Raw genomic sequence first — 15331 nt, forward strand, 5'->3', positions numbered from 1 at the left:
CCCGGATTTCTTCCGCTCGACAACGGATTTCCAAAAACCATGGCTACAGACTCGGTATCAGCAGTCAAGACCGGCAAACGATCCCCGGGGATCCAACAGACCAAGCTATTCCGCATCTACAATCATTATCGGGTTGTAATCAGCCTGATGCTGGTGGCACTGCTGTTTGTTGAACCGGTTAATTTTGACACCCGCTTTCGGTTCCTTGACTACTACCAGTTTGGAGTGATGGGTTATTTTGCTTTAAACGGCTTTCTTGCATTCATCATGCTCGCAGGCTTTCAGCCGCGGCAGCAGCACATCACGATATCTATTCTTCTGGATATCCTGATCATGCACGGGCTGTTATTTGCCAGCACGGGCATCACCAGCGGCTTGGCTAATCTTGTGATCATCTCGGTTGCAGCGGGTAATATTCTTACACCCAGCAGAATGGGCACCTTCTACGCAGCTCTTGCCGCAATTTGCTCACTCGGTATTTCAGGCTGGGCGATTCTGACTGTTGATGGGAACGGCGATGACATAGTCCGCGCCGGCTCCTTCGGCATTCTGTACTTTGCGGCCGCATTCGTTCTACAAAACATTTCTCGGAGAATGATGCGCAGCGAAGCGCTCGCCACCAGCCGCGCCAAGAGCATTGTAGAGTTGGAGCAGATCAACCAACAGATTATTCAGCGCATGCGTACCGGCATTCTTGTGCTCGATCGATATGGGCAGGTGAGGCTCGCAAACGCTGCTGCAGAGGAGTTACTTTTCGGAATCCCAACAGATCTAGCCCGACACACCACGCGCTCCCGAACCCTTCCCCAGGCGCTGAAATCGGGGCTGGACGCTTGGCTAAAGCACCCTGAAATGCGCACAAAACCGTTTCAACCGGCGCCTACCTCGCCACTTTTACAGGTAAGCTTCACCCAGCTTGATCAGGAACCCGGGGAACAGATTCTTGTATTTATTGAAGATATGAGCAAAGTGACCCAGCAGGCACAGCAAATGAAACTGGCCTCTCTGGGGCGCCTGACTGCAGGCATTGCTCACGAAATTCGCAACCCGCTTGGCGCCATAAGCCACGCGGCCCAACTAATGGAAGAGTCGCCTCACCTTGATGCAAGCGACCTGCAAATGCTGGACATAATCCAGCGACACTCTCGGCGGGTCAATGGCATTATAGAAAACGTTCTCAGCCTTTCCCGTCGCAGGCCAGCAAATGCAGACCTGGTTGATGTGGCCACATGGCTGGAAGAGTATCGGGCCGACTTCCTACAAACCCAGGAGGAAACCAACCCACCTACCAACGTGGTTTTGAGCATCGAGCCACACATCCCCGATGCCCGATTTGATAAAAGCCAGATTGAGCAGGTACTGGTAAACTTGTGTGACAACGGCTTGCGATACAGCCAGCAGCATTCAGGCGAACGGACGATCGAACTGCGGGCGGGTGCCACAGCTGATGGGGAGCGCACCTATGTGGATGTGAGGGACTTTGGCCCCGGCATTGCGCCTGAATTCAGCCATTCGGTTTTCGAGCCGTTTTACACAACGGACAAGGGCGGTACTGGCCTCGGACTTTATCTGGCCAGAGAACTGTGCGAGGCTAACCAGGCCCACTTGTCCTTGATCGAAGACGAGCAGCCAGGCTGCTGTTTTCGTATCACCTTTGCCCACCCGGGGCGAATGATCTGACATGGAACTCTAACGACAAGATGACCACTCATACTGCGCTGATTGTTGATGATGAACCGGATATCCGAGATCTTCTTGAGATTACCCTTACCCGCATGGGTATAGAAACCCTGACCGCTCCCGATATTACCAGCGCACTCAAATTGCTGGAAAACGATAGCCCACAGCTTTGCCTGACAGACATGAACCTGCCAGATGGTAACGGTATAGAACTGGTGCAATGGATCCAGAAACATAAGCCAGCCACACCGGTAGCCGTCATCACGGCCTATGGCAGCATGGATACAGCCATCGAGTCGCTCAAGGCTGGTGCATTCGATTTCGTTTCCAAGCCGGTTGAGTTGTCGAGACTCAGAGAACTGGTAAACAGCGCACTTAAACTTACCAAAACCGAGCCAGACGCTGACGATGTTTCGGATGAGCCGGGGCTTCTGCTTGGCAACTCCTCGCAGATAAAGAAACTCAGGAACCAGACTCGCAAACTCGCCAGAAGCCAGGCACCGGTGTTTATCAACGGTGAATCCGGCAGCGGTAAAGAGCTCGTGGCCCGCATGATTCACCTGCAAGGCCCGCGCTGCGATGGGCCTTTTATAGCGGTTAACTGTGGGGCCATTCCTTCCGAGCTGATGGAAAGTGAATTTTTTGGGCATAAAAAAGGCAGTTTTACAGGCGCCGTTGATAACAAGGACGGGCTCTTTCGCTCTGCAAACGGTGGCACGCTGTTTCTGGATGAAGTGGCCGACTTACCCTTGGCGATGCAAGTAAAACTGCTGCGCGCCATTCAGGAAAAAGCCGTGCGACCGGTAGGCGATACCAAAGAACTGCCCGTCGACATACGATTACTGAGCGCGACCCACCAAAACCTGGCGGAACTGGTTCAGGAAGGAACCTTTCGACAGGATCTGTTTTACCGAATCAACGTGATTGAGCTGGCAGTGCCTCCATTGCGGGACCGCAAAGATGATATTGAATTACTGGCAAACCACATTCTTGAGCGCATCGCGCGGGAATACGAATGTGATGCAGCCACCCTCACCCAGGACGCCATAGATCGGCTTAAAGAGCATGACTTCCCCGGCAACGTGCGGGAGCTGGAAAATATACTTGAGCGCGCCTTTACTCTCTGCGATGCGGACCAGATAAGTGCTTCGGACCTGCATCTTGGCAGCGGCGCGGGCGCAGACGGATCTGAAAACAGTATCCGCACGGCTATCTCCGAGGCTTGTCCGACATTAGTGCCGGATGGGGATATAGATCTGGAAGGCTATCTTGAATCTATTGAGCGGCAGGCTATTGAGAAGGCATTGGAGGCTACCCGTTGGAATAAGACAGCGGCGGCGAAGAAACTGGGAATCAGTTTTCGGGCGTTGAGGTATAGGTTGAAGAAGTTGGGGATGGAGTGAGTTTCAGGCTATTCTAAGCACTTAAAGACGGCGATACGCAGGATGCGATCGCTATATAACCCTTAAGACATGGACGTTGAAAAAAATGATTATACGGAATTCTCGCGGGTTTTCGCTTTTGGAGTTAGTGATTGTGGTGGCAATCGCAGCAGTTCTTGTAAACATAGCACTCCCCTCATTAACATCTCTTATAAATAGCCAAGAGCGTAGAGGTGCATTACACGACTTGATGGGTGTGTTTGCTTTTGCCCGCCAACACGCTGTGATGAATGGAGCCATTGTCACGGTCTGTCCGCTTGATGCAACCAATTCTTGCGGCAGGGATTGGAATAGTGATATTCATGCTTTTCTGGATCCTGACAACACCAGAACACTCAACTCAAACGAAAACCTTCTCAGGACCATCTCACCTAATGGCAGTGGACGCTTAGTGACCCGTTCGCTAAGCCGAAGCTTCTTTCAATTCAGACCGACCGGGTTCGCCCACAGCGATTTGGGCAACATCACTTGGTGCCCGGAATCCGGAGACAGCAGGCTGGCAGGTCAAGTTATTATCAGTAGGGGTGGTCGAGTAAGAATCGCCAAGGATACCAATAACGATGGTATCCCTGAGGATTCAAGAGGCCGCCCACTACGCTGCTAGTTTTTACCAACAGTCAGCTAGCGCCGCCGATTTGGCTCCAGTCTGCGTTAGACCCATGGTACCGCAACGATCGTTAGACTGAGCCCCTGTCGGAACAGCCCGTAACGCAAAGGTGTTTTGCGTTACGGCTACGGTAAAGCTCAGGTTGTAGAAGGCCGTTCCATTGCGGGGAGACCGAGTAAATGGAGGAACCGGCTGGTTTCCTCCTACAAGATAAGAAAAGTCGCCGGCATACTGTCGCTCCATCCACTGCGCAAGTTCCATCAGGTCTGCCTGTGCTACGGCTCTACGAGCCTGTCTGACATTTTCCGTGTACGACGGGTAAGCAATTGCGGCGATGATGCCAATGATTGCGACAACAATCATCAGTTCGATCAGCGTAAATCCTGCCGCACGACGAGAGCGGATTGAATATAAGTGCATGTTCAAAGCGTATCCACTCCTTTCAGCACCAGTCGCCCATTCTCGTCTTCACGCTCAGAAACCACGTTCATCAGACGCTGCCCCTCACGCAAAACAGCCGTTGCTCCACCTGCTGAAATCTCTTGGCCGTTGATAACGACTGAGCCGCCTAGAAAGTACTCTCGATCATCTATCACCATCCTCCCCTGTTTGGGATAGATCGCATCGAGCACTGCACCTTGCTCTAGCCTTTCGACATCAGAATCGTTATATCCGCGAACACCCTTACCTTCCCCGTCTTGTGCCATAGAGCCTAAGCTCCAAGCACCCAGTGACATAGCCATTATGGTCAAAAACAATATTCTCATGCTGCTACCCTCTGTTCCTTTGTCGGCGACGCTTTTACCTGCCTCACTCATTAATCAGCTCGTTCCAACCCCGGCGCCCGGCGTTAACTACGGCTCCGCTAAGTGGAGGGATTTCTACCACGTCTACAGGGTCCTTACTGTTACTGCCTGGAGTGAAGCGGAAATTACCCAATATGGTTGATTGGTTAGGGAGACCACTGCTCTGATAACCCGCAACTTTAGCTCCAAATTTGAGGAAGGCACGTTTTTCAGGCGTCAGTCCATCAAGACCAAGCGACATCAGCCAACCACTACCGCCGCCCAAGCAAGGGTTTTGGTCTGGAATCATCGTATTCAAGTACAAAAACTCACCTCGGACCTGGGGACTAACCACAGCCCTTTCCCCACTAACTGGCAAGTCAACATACCACCCTTTGGCCGTTGTAAAATCCATCTTGCCACCGGTCGAATATCGCACTTTGGCTGTAGTTGAACCAGATACGGTCAGCGTTCCCTCTGTGATACTACGGGATTCCAGAGTGGCGCGAGTTAACCCGGAGGTGCCTTTATCCCATACACCATATACGGATTGAGCCTTATTGGACGTAACGTCATTAGACTCAAGATACTGGCCAGTTCCGAAATAAACCATCAGGTTAGGCATATTCCCTGCCCTCGGCATAGTTTTGTTCGCCGCCACAGCTGGAGCCGCGGTAATCGCCTGATTTGCTTGTGTAGTGAACAAAGGCTGTGCCGCGGAACCCGCATTATATGATGAAGCCCAAGCGCCAGTAGTGCTCAGGTTAGCAACCCACAAATTACCGTCCAAATCGCCGGCATAAACACGATCTACAAGGTAATCACCTGTTGTATCCAGGGCCGTCAGTGGCGATAGACCGTCCCCACCAGATTCAAACTCAACATAGCGAACATCATCAGTATCCCAGGTACCATCCATTCCACCTTCAATATCCAGCATGAAGAACCCGGTACTAGCTGTAGCTGAGTTATACCCGTTAGACACAAAAGCCGTCCAACGTGTATCTGCCCCCCACTTAGTCAAGCCGATCACGGGTGCCTGGGTTACATAACCCATCTTCGCATTGTCGGTGCCAGCAAACTCCCAGAGTATGATTTTCTCAGCATTTGCTTCTGTGAATTCTGTGGGGTCAGTAACATCCAACGCAAAAATACCTTTTGCGCCGGCTCGGCCCCCACCAACAATGATGCTTCTCCAGTCCTCGTCCGAGGTTAATGCTCCGTCAGCCTTCTTACCTTTGGTAAAGATATCCTGCTGTCGTATTTCCAGGTCCACGTAGTATCGATGCTGATATCCCGGATCAGTCAGGAAATGCAAACCCGCATTAGTGTCTGTTGAGTTGTAGACAAAGCCGGGGATGTACGCGAGTACCTCGTCGCCGCCAGTCTCAGTTCCATTGAAACCATGGAGCATGCCATCGTTCGAACCGGTGTATACAACTGGAGCGCGAGACTTTGCACTTGCCGCAAAATCAGAGAAGCGATTGGTCGCAGAACCGAAAGGCGCGGCATCTGGCCATATTGCTCGTGGCTCGCCAACAAATTCTGGTGAGGAGTTAACGATTGACCCCAGGCGACTTCCACGCTTACGCCAGCCCGCTGTACCATCCAGAGAAACGTCACCGCGGATGTACTCAAGCCTCTGCTCTGCAACCGTGTCGCTTACAGAACCATACCTGAGATCGTTTTTCTGGGCATTTGACAAATTCGCCCCCCAGCGGAAGCCTTTGGCCCCATTACCGTAGGTAATAATTACACGGTCATCTGTTGATAAAACGCGATTGTCCAGAATCGTTCTTGCAGACCAGCCATTGCCGTTTTTAACTGCATCATTGATATCTGGAACGACCGGAGCGTTAGTACCGCCCAGCTTTGCCGCTTTGAGATCGCCCGTCCAGCCATTGGGGTCAAACTGGGAAGCAAAGATCAATGCCCCTTGCTGGAAAGACGAAACGTCAAATTCAACCGCCGTTGACGAGCCAGCTTCTGCAATTATGGCATCAACGGTTCCAGCGAGTTCCTTAGCAAACTTCTCAGGGTTCGAGGCACTAAAAAAGCCACCTCTTCCATTAACAGCCGCATGGAGCATGTCATTTACTTTATCCTGGTTCGGGGTGCCGCCCCACCAGTCGACATTCGTCCGGCTCTCAATAGCTTTAAAAGCGTCGACAGGATCAACTGAACCCTCTACACCCAAGCCTACGGTATAGGTCACCATATGCTGCCAGAATGCGGGATTCTTATTGGAGGTTGGAACGTAGTTGTTTATATCCGTCCTTAAGTCTCGCTTCCAGTAATACATCGCTACGTCAGCAAGAGTTCCCTCCCCTTTTCCTTCTCCATCTTTGAACGGATCACCAGCTACATACTTGAACGAATCGCCTCTGTTATTAGTGATTTCAGAGCCATCGTTATCATCAGCCTGATAGACAGAAGAACTTGGATTGCTTCCATTGTAATAGCCATCGGACATTAAAATCGTATAGGCTAAACGGCACTCCCTGACTGGGTTTGTACTGCTTGCAGACTTACTCGGGTCATCCGCCCAAGCGCGTTTACTATCCTCGTAATACACACCTGCACCCTCCAAAGCCCTCCGTAGCGGTGTACCGCCGCTAGTGGGTGCATCATATAGCCAGTCCAGGAACTCCTTTCTTCTAGTGGATGAATACTCCCTTACACCCTCCTGCACGGCGCGAACGCTAGCGACGTCATCAACTGAACTAGAGCCATTGTTGATACGCCCCCATCCTAGACGGAAATTGGTGGGCAAGTCGAAAAAGGCAGAGGCAATACCGGCCCTTGCCATGTACATTCTAGTGGAATAATACGTATACCAGTTTGCAAACTTCTGCTTTATCTCTGCTGACTGGTCCTTAACAACAACCTTGGTGTAGCAGGATTTGGACTTAGAGGATGCGGAGCAACCAGCTTGATTTTTTAACTCATAATAGAAGGCAGGTTCGCTAAAGGTTCCCCGCCACGTTGGAAAGCTGTTATTCAAGTTGGCAGAGCCAGCGGTCGTCATATTATCTGAGTAACCATAATAATAGGCGCCATTAAAAGGACTATTTATCTTCCGCCCACTTCCATCCGGTTTCCACGGTGGCAGGTAGTTCAGACTTGGGTCAAACCAAATCGTGTTATAGTTGCTCGCGAAGTACCACGGACAGTTCCCGTGGTTGCTGCACCGGTCACTTTTGATTTCATCTGGCATATACTCCCATCCCATTGAACCGGAATCATCCAGGATAAACATAAGGTTAGGCGCCACAGCGCTCCCAATGAATAAGGGTTCCTGGGCTAAATCGGGCCGGGCTGAATATCCCGCTGTGGGTAGAACAAGTAAAGCAGCGGCTAGCATAGCTTTCAGGTTAAGCGTGTTCATGGATTGCCTCCTGCCAGCCCACCGGGCTGAAATACATAGAAACCCTCGAGTAAGCGCATGCTCGAACCCGATGGTCCAGCTGTTCTTACAAGGATACGTGCATAATCGAATTCTGCGGGACCAGCACTGCCGTACTGGCTGAAATCGCGCGGCAGCTGCCCTTGGGAATCCACAACAACTTTGCCTTTATATTCAAACATGAACTGCGGATCGACACCGTTTACCGCTGTTCCCTTAATTGCAGTTTGGGAATTCCCGGAACCGTCCAAACCCCAAGTAGCAGCACTAAAAGGTGATGGAACAGTAGTGCTGGCAAGGGTTCCATCATAAAAGCCGGTCGTTGAGCCAAAGCCAGACAGGTCAGAAAGCCCATCCAGAGTTGCTTCGGCTTCGCGCATGGCCGTTTCTGCGATTTCCAGAGCAAACATGCCGTCTCTCTGGGCTGTCGACATTCGTTCTTGCATGGTGCTGCCTTGCATCCCCGAAACCGCGAGGAGTGTCAGTACCAGCAAAATAACAAGGGACAACAACAGTGCCGCACCCTTTTGCTTAATCATCATTCGCATGTTTATGTTACCCCGTTAAAACGGATTTCTGAGCGCATTGGTAAATGTATAAACTCTATACATCCGCCGGTCCGCTGCAGTAGTCACTAAGCCCGCGTTGGCAACACAGTCCTGCCAACCTGGAAAACAATACGTCTGAGCGCTGTCCATAATATTGTCATTTGGCGACGCAACAAGAAGACTCACCTCCACTGCGATTACGTTATCCCAGTTAGTCCCAGCCGCAGCAGCGCTCCAGCTTTGAACACCTGTCGCCGCAGTACCTTCACCAAACCGTATCTGCATATCTTCAACGCCTGCGACTAACTCAACGCTTGCTCCATTTGCCTGCCTCATGAATAACGAGCGCCCACCTCCTGCAGCATTGCCTATGAAATAGGCTTCGCTGTAGGGTTCAAAAATCTCTGTACCCCGCCGATAGTCTGCACTCAGGCAGGAACCTGCTGCTGTGCAAGCCGGAGGAGAGTTGCTGCTCAAATCATTTCCGGGGTTACCACCCGCCCCTGCAATGGCGCCAGCAGTTATCTGTATGTTGCCGCCTGAGTTGCTTAGCGTAGATATCTGAAATATATCGCCAAGCTCGCAATTCGATATAAAGACCAAATCGTTAACTGCAAGGTTACCCGCATCTGTAAGCCTGATGTTGCTGGTCGCGGTTACATCCGCAGCCAGTTGCACGATTGCCCCAGGCCGCCTCACTCCTGTGGCGTTAAAAAAATCTGTGCCAGCAATCGCTGTACCAGGCCGCTCGGTTCCAGCTGCCGATACACCTAAGGTGGAAAACCCGTGCAATGCCGCATCGTATAAACCATCAGATCCATCAAGATTATTAGTAATGCCATTCAACGGAAAACAGCCAAAAAATCCAGCGTTGCGTATTGCTCGGGACAATATATCGGCAGCGATCCGCCCAGACTCAAGCGCTCTAGCAGAGGCTTCGTTGTGCCGAAACGACTGACTATTGGATGTAAAAACCTGAACTAATCCTACGGTTAACAGCGTGCCCAAGAGCAACGCAATCATCAGCTCGATCAGCGACAATCCTGCTTGCGCTCCGGAAGCGGCTGAAAGTCGATTGAGGCGTTTCATTTACAGTCTCGCATCCACAGTGAGTGTTTGGGTGGCCAGGCTGCCGTTCGTAGCAAAGGGATCACGCTCTGTCCATGTTATCTGCACTTGGGCAACGGTTGAGTTTCCGTTCATCGTGACCGTTACGTCAGCGCCCGAACCAAGGTCCGCCAACATTTGTGTTTTCAATTCCGTCAGTTGACCAGCTGTTAAAGTTACTCCACCGTTTGCCCGCAACCTTTCAGCAACAGTCTGGGCATACATTGTGGCTTCTGAGCGTAGCGTTGAGTTGACTGTTTGTTGCATGGAAACCAACTGAACACCAGCCACCCCAAGCAAACCAATTGCAAGCACAAGAACTGCAACTAAAATCTCGATCATGGTAAAACCACGCTGAGGCTTTCGATACAAAAAAGGTTTAATCATTGCAACGACCTCGTTATGGACAAGTTATCCGAGCGGACCTGATTTGACCGCCCGCCGTTAGAGTTATCCGGGTTCCATCCTCACCAGACGTACGGCAGATATCAAATTGCCCCCCCCCACTCAGTAGCAACCCTGTAGCGCTAAAACGTGGGTTGGCACCCGTCAGCGTGATCGCATACGCACCTGATGCCCCACCAAAATCACTAATTACAGCCCCACCACCTGCAGTGACCTGGTAACGTTCAGTAAACGTCGGATTGGGTACAACAGAAACCGCAGCACCTCTTCGCACAGCCTCAGAGCGAGCCATATTTAATGCTCCCACGAGGTCGTTATTGGTTGTTGTTAACTGGTTGTTCTGTATCAGCCGGGAGAAATTAGGTATGGCAATTGCTGCCACGACTCCGAGTACCGCCATGAGTATGAGAAGCTCTATTATCGTAAACCCACGCTGCGTCGTTGACCTGCGCATGAACCAACTCCCTGAATATTTTTTCATGTTTATAGAATACGAAAGCACAAAAAAACCGCCAGGCGTTCTCGACAAGTGGCGGTTTAGAAAGGACGAGCGGTAACCAGGAGCTCAGTTCGTGAAACCCATCACACGTTCACCGCATCAATCCGCAACTCCTTAGGCATAGAAAAAACAATATTCTCCTCCCTCCCCGCAATCTCCTCTGGCACATCACCCCCAAGATCCCGTAAGCGGGCAATCACATCATTTACGAGTACTTCGGGGGCAGAGGCTCCAGCAGTTACGCCAACGGACTTCTTGCCTTCCAGCCATTGCGGATCAATCTGGGAGGCTTCGTCGATTAAATAGGCAGGTGTACCCATGCGTTCCGCCAGTTCGCGCAAGCGGTTGGAATTCGAGCTGTTGGGGGAGCCAACCACCAACATCAGGTCGCAGTCGCCAGCCAATTGCTTTACAGCATCCTGGCGGTTCTGGGTGGCGTAGCAGATGTCGTCTTTGCGCGGGCCTTCGATCAGCGGGAATCTTTCACGCAGGGCGTCGATGACGCGGGCGGTATCGTCCATGGAAAGGGTGGTTTGGGTAACGTAGGAAACGTGGGCCGGGTCTTTTACTTCCAACGTCGATACGTCTTCTTCGTTCTCTACCAAGTAGATATCACCGCCGGTACTATGATCGTACTGGCCCATGGTGCCTTCCACTTCCGGGTGGCCGTGGTGGCCGATGAGCACGCACTCGCGGCCGTCGCGGCTGTAGCGCATTACTTCCATGTGTACTTTGGTGACCAGCGGGCAAGTTGCGTCGAACACTTTGAGGCCCCGGCGCGCTGCTTCGTTCTGCACGGCCTGGGATACGCCGTGGGCACTGAAGATGACCAGTTTGTCGTCTGGCACTTCGTCCAGTTCGTCCACAAAGATGGCACCGCGGTTGCGGAGGTTATTGACCACAAACTTGTTGTGTACCACCTCATGGCGAACGTAAATAGGCGCACCGAACACATCGAGGGCGCGATTTACGATCTCGATGGCGCGGTCTACGCCTGCACAAAAGCCACGGGGGTTTGCCAATCTTATCTGCATAGTCAATGCGCCTGCCCTGCCGGTTCTACGTCAATTACTTCCACATCGAAGGTCAGTGTACGCCCCGATAGCGGGTGATTGAAGTCCACCTCCACTTCGTCGCCCTCCACACGGCTGACAACACCAGGCAGTTCCTGCTGGCGCGCGTCGGCAAAGGAGATCATCACCCCCGGCTCCAGCACCATATCGGCGCTGAACTCGTGTCGCTTGAAGGTTTGTACGTTATTCGGATTGCGCTGACCAAACGCCTTTTCTGGCGGCACCTGGTAACTGGCCTTGTCGCCGGCTTTCATGCCCATCAGGTAGGCTTCAAAGTTCTCAGGCAGATTTTCATCTCCGATTTCCAGAGAAGCCGGATCTTTGTCGAAGGTGGTATCAATCACTTCGCCACTTTCGAACTTGAGCGCGAAGTGCAGGGTTACGCGGGTACCTTTATCTACAGGCAGTTCTTTCATGGGCTTTATTCACTCCCGTTCGCAGGCGTGCCGGAATCAGCGGGCTTGCGAAACATATCAAGAATCATCATGGCAGCACCTATGGTAATGGCGGTGTCAGCCAGATTAAATGCGGGAAAGTGCCAGTCCTGCCAATAGAAATGCAGGAAGTCGACCACGTAGCCGTGCACTACCCGATCGTACACGTTGCCAAGCGCACCGCCCAGTATCAAAACGATGGCGATGGCGGTCCAGGTTTCATGGCGCTGCAGGTTTCTCAACCAACCTACCAACACCACACTGACAACCAGCGCCAGAGTCACAAAGAACCAGCGCTGCCAGCCAGCGGCACCTGCGAGAAAGCTGAACGCCGCTCCGGTGTTGTGCAGCAACGTCAGGTTGAACATGGGAACAACCGGTACCGGGTTGCCATAAGTCAGCATGGCCGTGGCCATGGCCTTGGTGCCGAGATCAAGTGCGATCACCAACACTGCTAGCCAGAGCCACTTGAGCTTGGTTCCGGTTATCTGCTCGCTCATTGCCGCATCCATCAAGCAAACGAGCGGGTTTCGCCCGTTCCACTCACGTTAGTGATGCAGCGACCACACAGGTCTTTGTGCTCGTCATGGCTACCCACATCTTCCCGGTGGTGCCAGCAGCGCTCACACTTGGCATGGGAAGCCGGAGTTACCTTTACGCGCAGGCCTTCGTAGCTCGTCATCTCAGCACCCTCGGCTTCCGACACCGGCCTTACGGCGGCTTCAGAGGTAATCAGCACAAAGCGCAGCTCTTCGCCCAGGAACTCCAGGTCAGCAGCCAGATCGCCTTCACAATACAGAGTCACCTCAGCGCTCAGAGAGCCTTTGATTTCACCCCGAGCCCGCGCTTCTTCCATGCACTTGTTTACGGCTTCCTTGATACCGAAGATCCGGCGCCAGTAGTCACGACCCAACTCGGCATCTTCAGGTAACGCTGTGAGGCCTTCATACCAGGTTTCGTAGAACACGGTATCGCCGCGCTCACCTGGCAGGTGCTGCCAGATTTCATCGGCAGTGAAGCTCAGGATGGGGGCGATCCAGCGCACCAATGCTTCGGCAACGTGATACAGCGCCGTCTGGCAGGAGCGTCGGGCCAGGCTGTCTGCCTGAGTGGTGTACTGACGATCTTTAATGATATCCAGGTAAAACCCACCCAGTGTGGCTTCACAGAAACTGTACACCTTCTGGTAGATCCGCAGGAAGGCGTAGTTCTGGTAGTCCTCATGCAGTTCGTTCTGCAGTTGCAGGGCACGATCCACCATCCAGCGATCCAGAGCAATCATATCCTCCGGCGCAACCATGTGCTGTTTGGGATCAAAGCCGGTGAGGTTGCTCAGCAGGAAGCGCGAAGTGTTGCGAATACGGCGATATCCGTCGGCTGTTTGCCTCAGGATATCCTTGGACACCGTCATTTCGCCGCTGTAGTCAGTTGCTGAAACCCACAAGCGCAGAATGTCGGCACCCAACTCGTTCATAACTTCCTGAGGCGCGATCACGTTGCCCATTGACTTGGACATCTTCAGGCCTTTGCCATCCACCGTGAAACCGTGAGTCAGCACCTGCTTATAGGGTGCAACACCATTCATGGCGATAGAGGTCTTCAATGATGACTGGAACCAGCCCCGATGCTGATCCGAACCTTCCAGATACATATCGGCCGGGAACTGGCCCAACTCCGGGCGCACGCGCAGGACGGAGTCGTGGGTCACACCGGAATCGAACCACACATCCAGCGTGTCCGTCACTTTCTCGTAGTGATCCGCCTCATCACCCAGCAGATCGCGGGCATCGATCTCATACCAGGCATCAATGCCGCCGGTTTCGATAGCCTGAGCCACTTTTTCGATCAGGTTTTGGGTGTCCGGGTGCAACTCCTGTGTTTCCTTATGGATAAACAGGGTGATTGGCACGCCCCAGGTGCGCTGGCGTGAAATGCACCAGTCCGGAGACTGCTGGAACATACCCTCAATACGGTTTTGGCCCCAAGCCGGAACCCAGCGCACACCCTTGATGGCTTCCAGCGCATCTGCGCGGAGGTTTTCTTTCTCCATGCTGATAAACCACTGCGGCGTGGCGCGGTAGATCAGTGGTGTTTTGGTGCGCCAGCAGTGGGGGAAGCTGTGACGGAATTTTTCCTTCCGCACCAGCTTGCCTTCACGCGCTAGTGCGTCGCAGACGGGCTCATCGGCCTTATAAACATGAATACCTGCAAACTCGCCAGTCGCACTGGTGTAGGTACCGTCGGCCTGAACCATGCTCAGCGTGCCGATGCCATAGGCTTTGCCAACCACGAAGTCTTCCATGCCGTGATCAGGTGCCGTATGCACGGCTCCGGTACCGGCCTCTATCGAGACGTGGTCACCCAGAATCGCAGGCACCTGTTTGTCGTAGATCGGGTGATGTAGAGCCAGGTGTTCAAGGTTCGAACCGAGGCAGTGGCCCAGCACTTCGTATTTTTCGATTTCCCAGCGTGCCATGATGCCTTCGACCATGGCGGAAGCCAGAATCATCCGCTCGGGGCCGTTGCCTGCGTCAACCTGCACCAGTGCATAGTCCAGATCTGCATTGAGAGACACCGCTTGGTTAGCCGGAATAGTCCAGGGTGTGGTGGTCCAGATCACCACGGACACATCACCTTCGCCTTTGTCCGTTGCAAAAAGCGACAGGGCTTTGGCCTGGTCGACGGCGGTAAAGCGCACATCAATCTGGGTTGAGGTTTTGTCCTGGTACTCCACTTCCGCTTCTGCCAGCGCGGACTGACCCACCACACTCCAGTAAACCGGTTTGAAGCCTCGAACCACATGCCCCTTGGCGACGATCTTGCCCAGCGCACGCACAATGCCGGCTTCCACTTTCGGATCCATGGTGAGGTAGGGCTTATCCCACTCACCCATGATGCCAAGGCGGATAAAGTCGGCTTTCTGGCCGGCAATCTGCTTGGTGGCGTAATCGCGGCAGGCCTGGCGGAAGGTTTTGTGGTCGACCTTCACACCGGCTTTGCCGATTTCCTGTTCAACCTTGTGCTCAATCGGCAGACCGTGGCAATCCCAACCCGGCACATAGGGCGCATCAAAGCCCATGAAACCGCGGGATTTGACGATCATGTCTTTCAGTATCTTGTTGACCGCGTGACCAATATGAATGCTGCCGTTGGCGTAAGGAGGGCCATCATGAAGGATGAACTTGTCACGCCCTTCGCGCTGCTTGCGCAGATTGGCGTATACGTTCAGATCCTGCCACCGCTTGAGCATTTCAGGCTCGCGATTGGCCAGGTTACCACGCATGGGAAACGCGGTTTCCGGCAGATTCAGAGTGTGCTTATAGTCGCTCATGGTTTGTGTGCGTA

Annotated in this window: 14 protein-coding genes; 3 read left to right on the forward strand and 11 right to left on the reverse strand. The window is 52.9% G+C overall.

Annotation, left to right across the window (positions count from 1 at the left end; genetic code table 11):
- Window positions 1-39: 39 nt before the first annotated feature.
- From RKA07_RS10730 to RKA07_RS17970, 3 genes are all read left to right on the forward strand, one after another.
- Window positions 40-1680, forward strand: coding sequence for a sensor histidine kinase (locus RKA07_RS10730; RefSeq protein ID WP_310966316.1), 1641 nt, complete (start codon window positions 40-42; stop codon window positions 1678-1680).
- A 20-nt stretch (window positions 1681-1700) separates the two neighbouring features.
- Window positions 1701-3083, forward strand: a complete 1383-nt coding sequence (locus tag RKA07_RS10735; protein WP_310966317.1) for a sigma-54-dependent transcriptional regulator — start codon at window positions 1701-1703, stop codon at window positions 3081-3083.
- An 85-nt stretch (window positions 3084-3168) separates the two neighbouring features.
- A complete protein-coding gene (locus RKA07_RS17970; RefSeq protein ID WP_227715014.1) occupies window positions 3169-3726 on the forward strand; it encodes a GspH/FimT family pseudopilin in 558 nt (185 codons plus the stop codon).
- Between the two features lie 3 nt (window positions 3727-3729).
- On the opposite strand, the gene RKA07_RS10740 is transcribed toward RKA07_RS17970, so the two are convergent.
- The 11 genes from RKA07_RS10740 to ileS form a co-directional block, all read right to left on the reverse strand.
- Window positions 3730-4149 (reverse strand): type IV pilin protein, encoded by a 420-nt coding sequence (locus RKA07_RS10740; RefSeq protein WP_310966368.1) that lies wholly within the window; start codon window positions 4147-4149, stop codon window positions 3730-3732.
- 2 nt (window positions 4150-4151) lie between these two features.
- The gene (locus RKA07_RS10745) at window positions 4152-4547 is read right to left on the reverse strand and encodes a hypothetical protein (protein ID WP_310966318.1); all 396 of its coding nucleotides are present in this window, start codon (window positions 4545-4547) and stop codon (window positions 4152-4154) included.
- Window positions 4540-7902 carry a pilus assembly protein gene (locus RKA07_RS10750; RefSeq protein WP_310966319.1) on the reverse strand — a complete coding sequence of 1121 codons (3363 nt, stop codon included), beginning with the start codon at window positions 7900-7902 and terminating at the stop codon, window positions 4540-4542. Before RKA07_RS10750 ends, RKA07_RS10745 begins: the two co-directional genes overlap by 8 nt.
- Entirely contained in the window at window positions 7899-8468 is a 570-nt protein-coding gene (locus RKA07_RS10755) for a pilus assembly PilX family protein (protein WP_310966320.1), read from the reverse strand. Before RKA07_RS10755 ends, RKA07_RS10750 begins: the two co-directional genes overlap by 4 nt.
- 15 nt (window positions 8469-8483) lie before the next feature.
- Window positions 8484-9557 carry a PilW family protein gene (locus tag RKA07_RS10760; RefSeq protein WP_200371746.1) on the reverse strand — a complete coding sequence of 358 codons (1074 nt, stop codon included), beginning with the start codon at window positions 9555-9557 and terminating at the stop codon, window positions 8484-8486.
- Complete coding sequence (pilV, locus tag RKA07_RS10765; RefSeq protein ID WP_200371747.1) at window positions 9558-9962, reverse strand: type IV pilus modification protein PilV; 405 nt, start codon at window positions 9960-9962, stop codon at window positions 9558-9560. It abuts the gene before it with no gap.
- A gap of 13 nt (window positions 9963-9975) precedes the next feature.
- On the reverse strand, window positions 9976-10461 hold the full coding sequence (locus tag RKA07_RS17975) for a GspH/FimT family pseudopilin (protein WP_353962142.1): 486 nt from the start codon (window positions 10459-10461) through the stop codon (window positions 9976-9978).
- Window positions 10462-10562: 101 nt separating this feature from the next.
- Window positions 10563-11513: a 4-hydroxy-3-methylbut-2-enyl diphosphate reductase gene (gene ispH / locus RKA07_RS10770; RefSeq protein WP_310966321.1), complete on the reverse strand. Its 951-nt coding sequence runs from the start codon at window positions 11511-11513 to the stop codon at window positions 10563-10565.
- Between the two features lie 2 nt (window positions 11514-11515).
- Window positions 11516-11968 (reverse strand): FKBP-type peptidyl-prolyl cis-trans isomerase, encoded by a 453-nt coding sequence (fkpB, locus tag RKA07_RS10775; RefSeq protein WP_200204812.1) that lies wholly within the window; start codon window positions 11966-11968, stop codon window positions 11516-11518.
- 5 nt (window positions 11969-11973) lie between these two features.
- A complete protein-coding gene (lspA, locus tag RKA07_RS10780) occupies window positions 11974-12498 on the reverse strand; it encodes a signal peptidase II (RefSeq protein ID WP_200204813.1) in 525 nt (174 codons plus the stop codon).
- Entirely contained in the window at window positions 12498-15317 is a 2820-nt protein-coding gene (gene ileS, locus RKA07_RS10785) for an isoleucine--tRNA ligase (protein ID WP_200204814.1), read from the reverse strand. The genes lspA and ileS overlap by 1 nt, the downstream gene beginning before the upstream one ends.
- Window positions 15318-15331 lie beyond the last annotated feature (14 nt).

The sequence above is a fragment of the Marinobacter xiaoshiensis genome (assembly GCF_031631795.1).
Lineage (GTDB): Bacteria > Pseudomonadota > Gammaproteobacteria > Pseudomonadales > Oleiphilaceae > Marinobacter > Marinobacter xiaoshiensis.

Coding starts and splice junctions, on each gene's coding strand:
- RKA07_RS10730 (WP_310966316.1), top strand. CDS start 40: ATGGCTACAGACTCGGTATCAGCAGTCAAGACCGGCAAACGATCCCCG.
- RKA07_RS10735 (WP_310966317.1), top strand. CDS start 1,701: ATGACCACTCATACTGCGCTGATTGTTGATGATGAACCGGATATCCGA.
- RKA07_RS17970 (WP_227715014.1), top strand. CDS start 3,169: ATGATTATACGGAATTCTCGCGGGTTTTCGCTTTTGGAGTTAGTGATT.
- RKA07_RS10740 (WP_310966368.1), bottom strand. CDS start 4,149: ATGCACTTATATTCAATCCGCTCTCGTCGTGCGGCAGGATTTACGCTG.
- RKA07_RS10745 (WP_310966318.1), bottom strand. CDS start 4,547: ATGAGTGAGGCAGGTAAAAGCGTCGCCGACAAAGGAACAGAGGGTAGC.
- RKA07_RS10750 (WP_310966319.1), bottom strand. CDS start 7,902: ATGAACACGCTTAACCTGAAAGCTATGCTAGCCGCTGCTTTACTTGTT.
- RKA07_RS10755 (WP_310966320.1), bottom strand. CDS start 8,468: ATGCGAATGATGATTAAGCAAAAGGGTGCGGCACTGTTGTTGTCCCTT.
- RKA07_RS10760 (WP_200371746.1), bottom strand. CDS start 9,557: ATGAAACGCCTCAATCGACTTTCAGCCGCTTCCGGAGCGCAAGCAGGA.
- pilV (WP_200371747.1), bottom strand. CDS start 9,962: ATGATTAAACCTTTTTTGTATCGAAAGCCTCAGCGTGGTTTTACCATG.
- RKA07_RS17975 (WP_353962142.1), bottom strand. CDS start 10,461: ATGAAAAAATATTCAGGGAGTTGGTTCATGCGCAGGTCAACGACGCAG.
- ispH (WP_310966321.1), bottom strand. CDS start 11,513: ATGCAGATAAGATTGGCAAACCCCCGTGGCTTTTGTGCAGGCGTAGAC.
- fkpB (WP_200204812.1), bottom strand. CDS start 11,968: ATGAAAGAACTGCCTGTAGATAAAGGTACCCGCGTAACCCTGCACTTC.
- lspA (WP_200204813.1), bottom strand. CDS start 12,498: ATGGATGCGGCAATGAGCGAGCAGATAACCGGAACCAAGCTCAAGTGG.
- ileS (WP_200204814.1), bottom strand. CDS start 15,317: ATGAGCGACTATAAGCACACTCTGAATCTGCCGGAAACCGCGTTTCCC.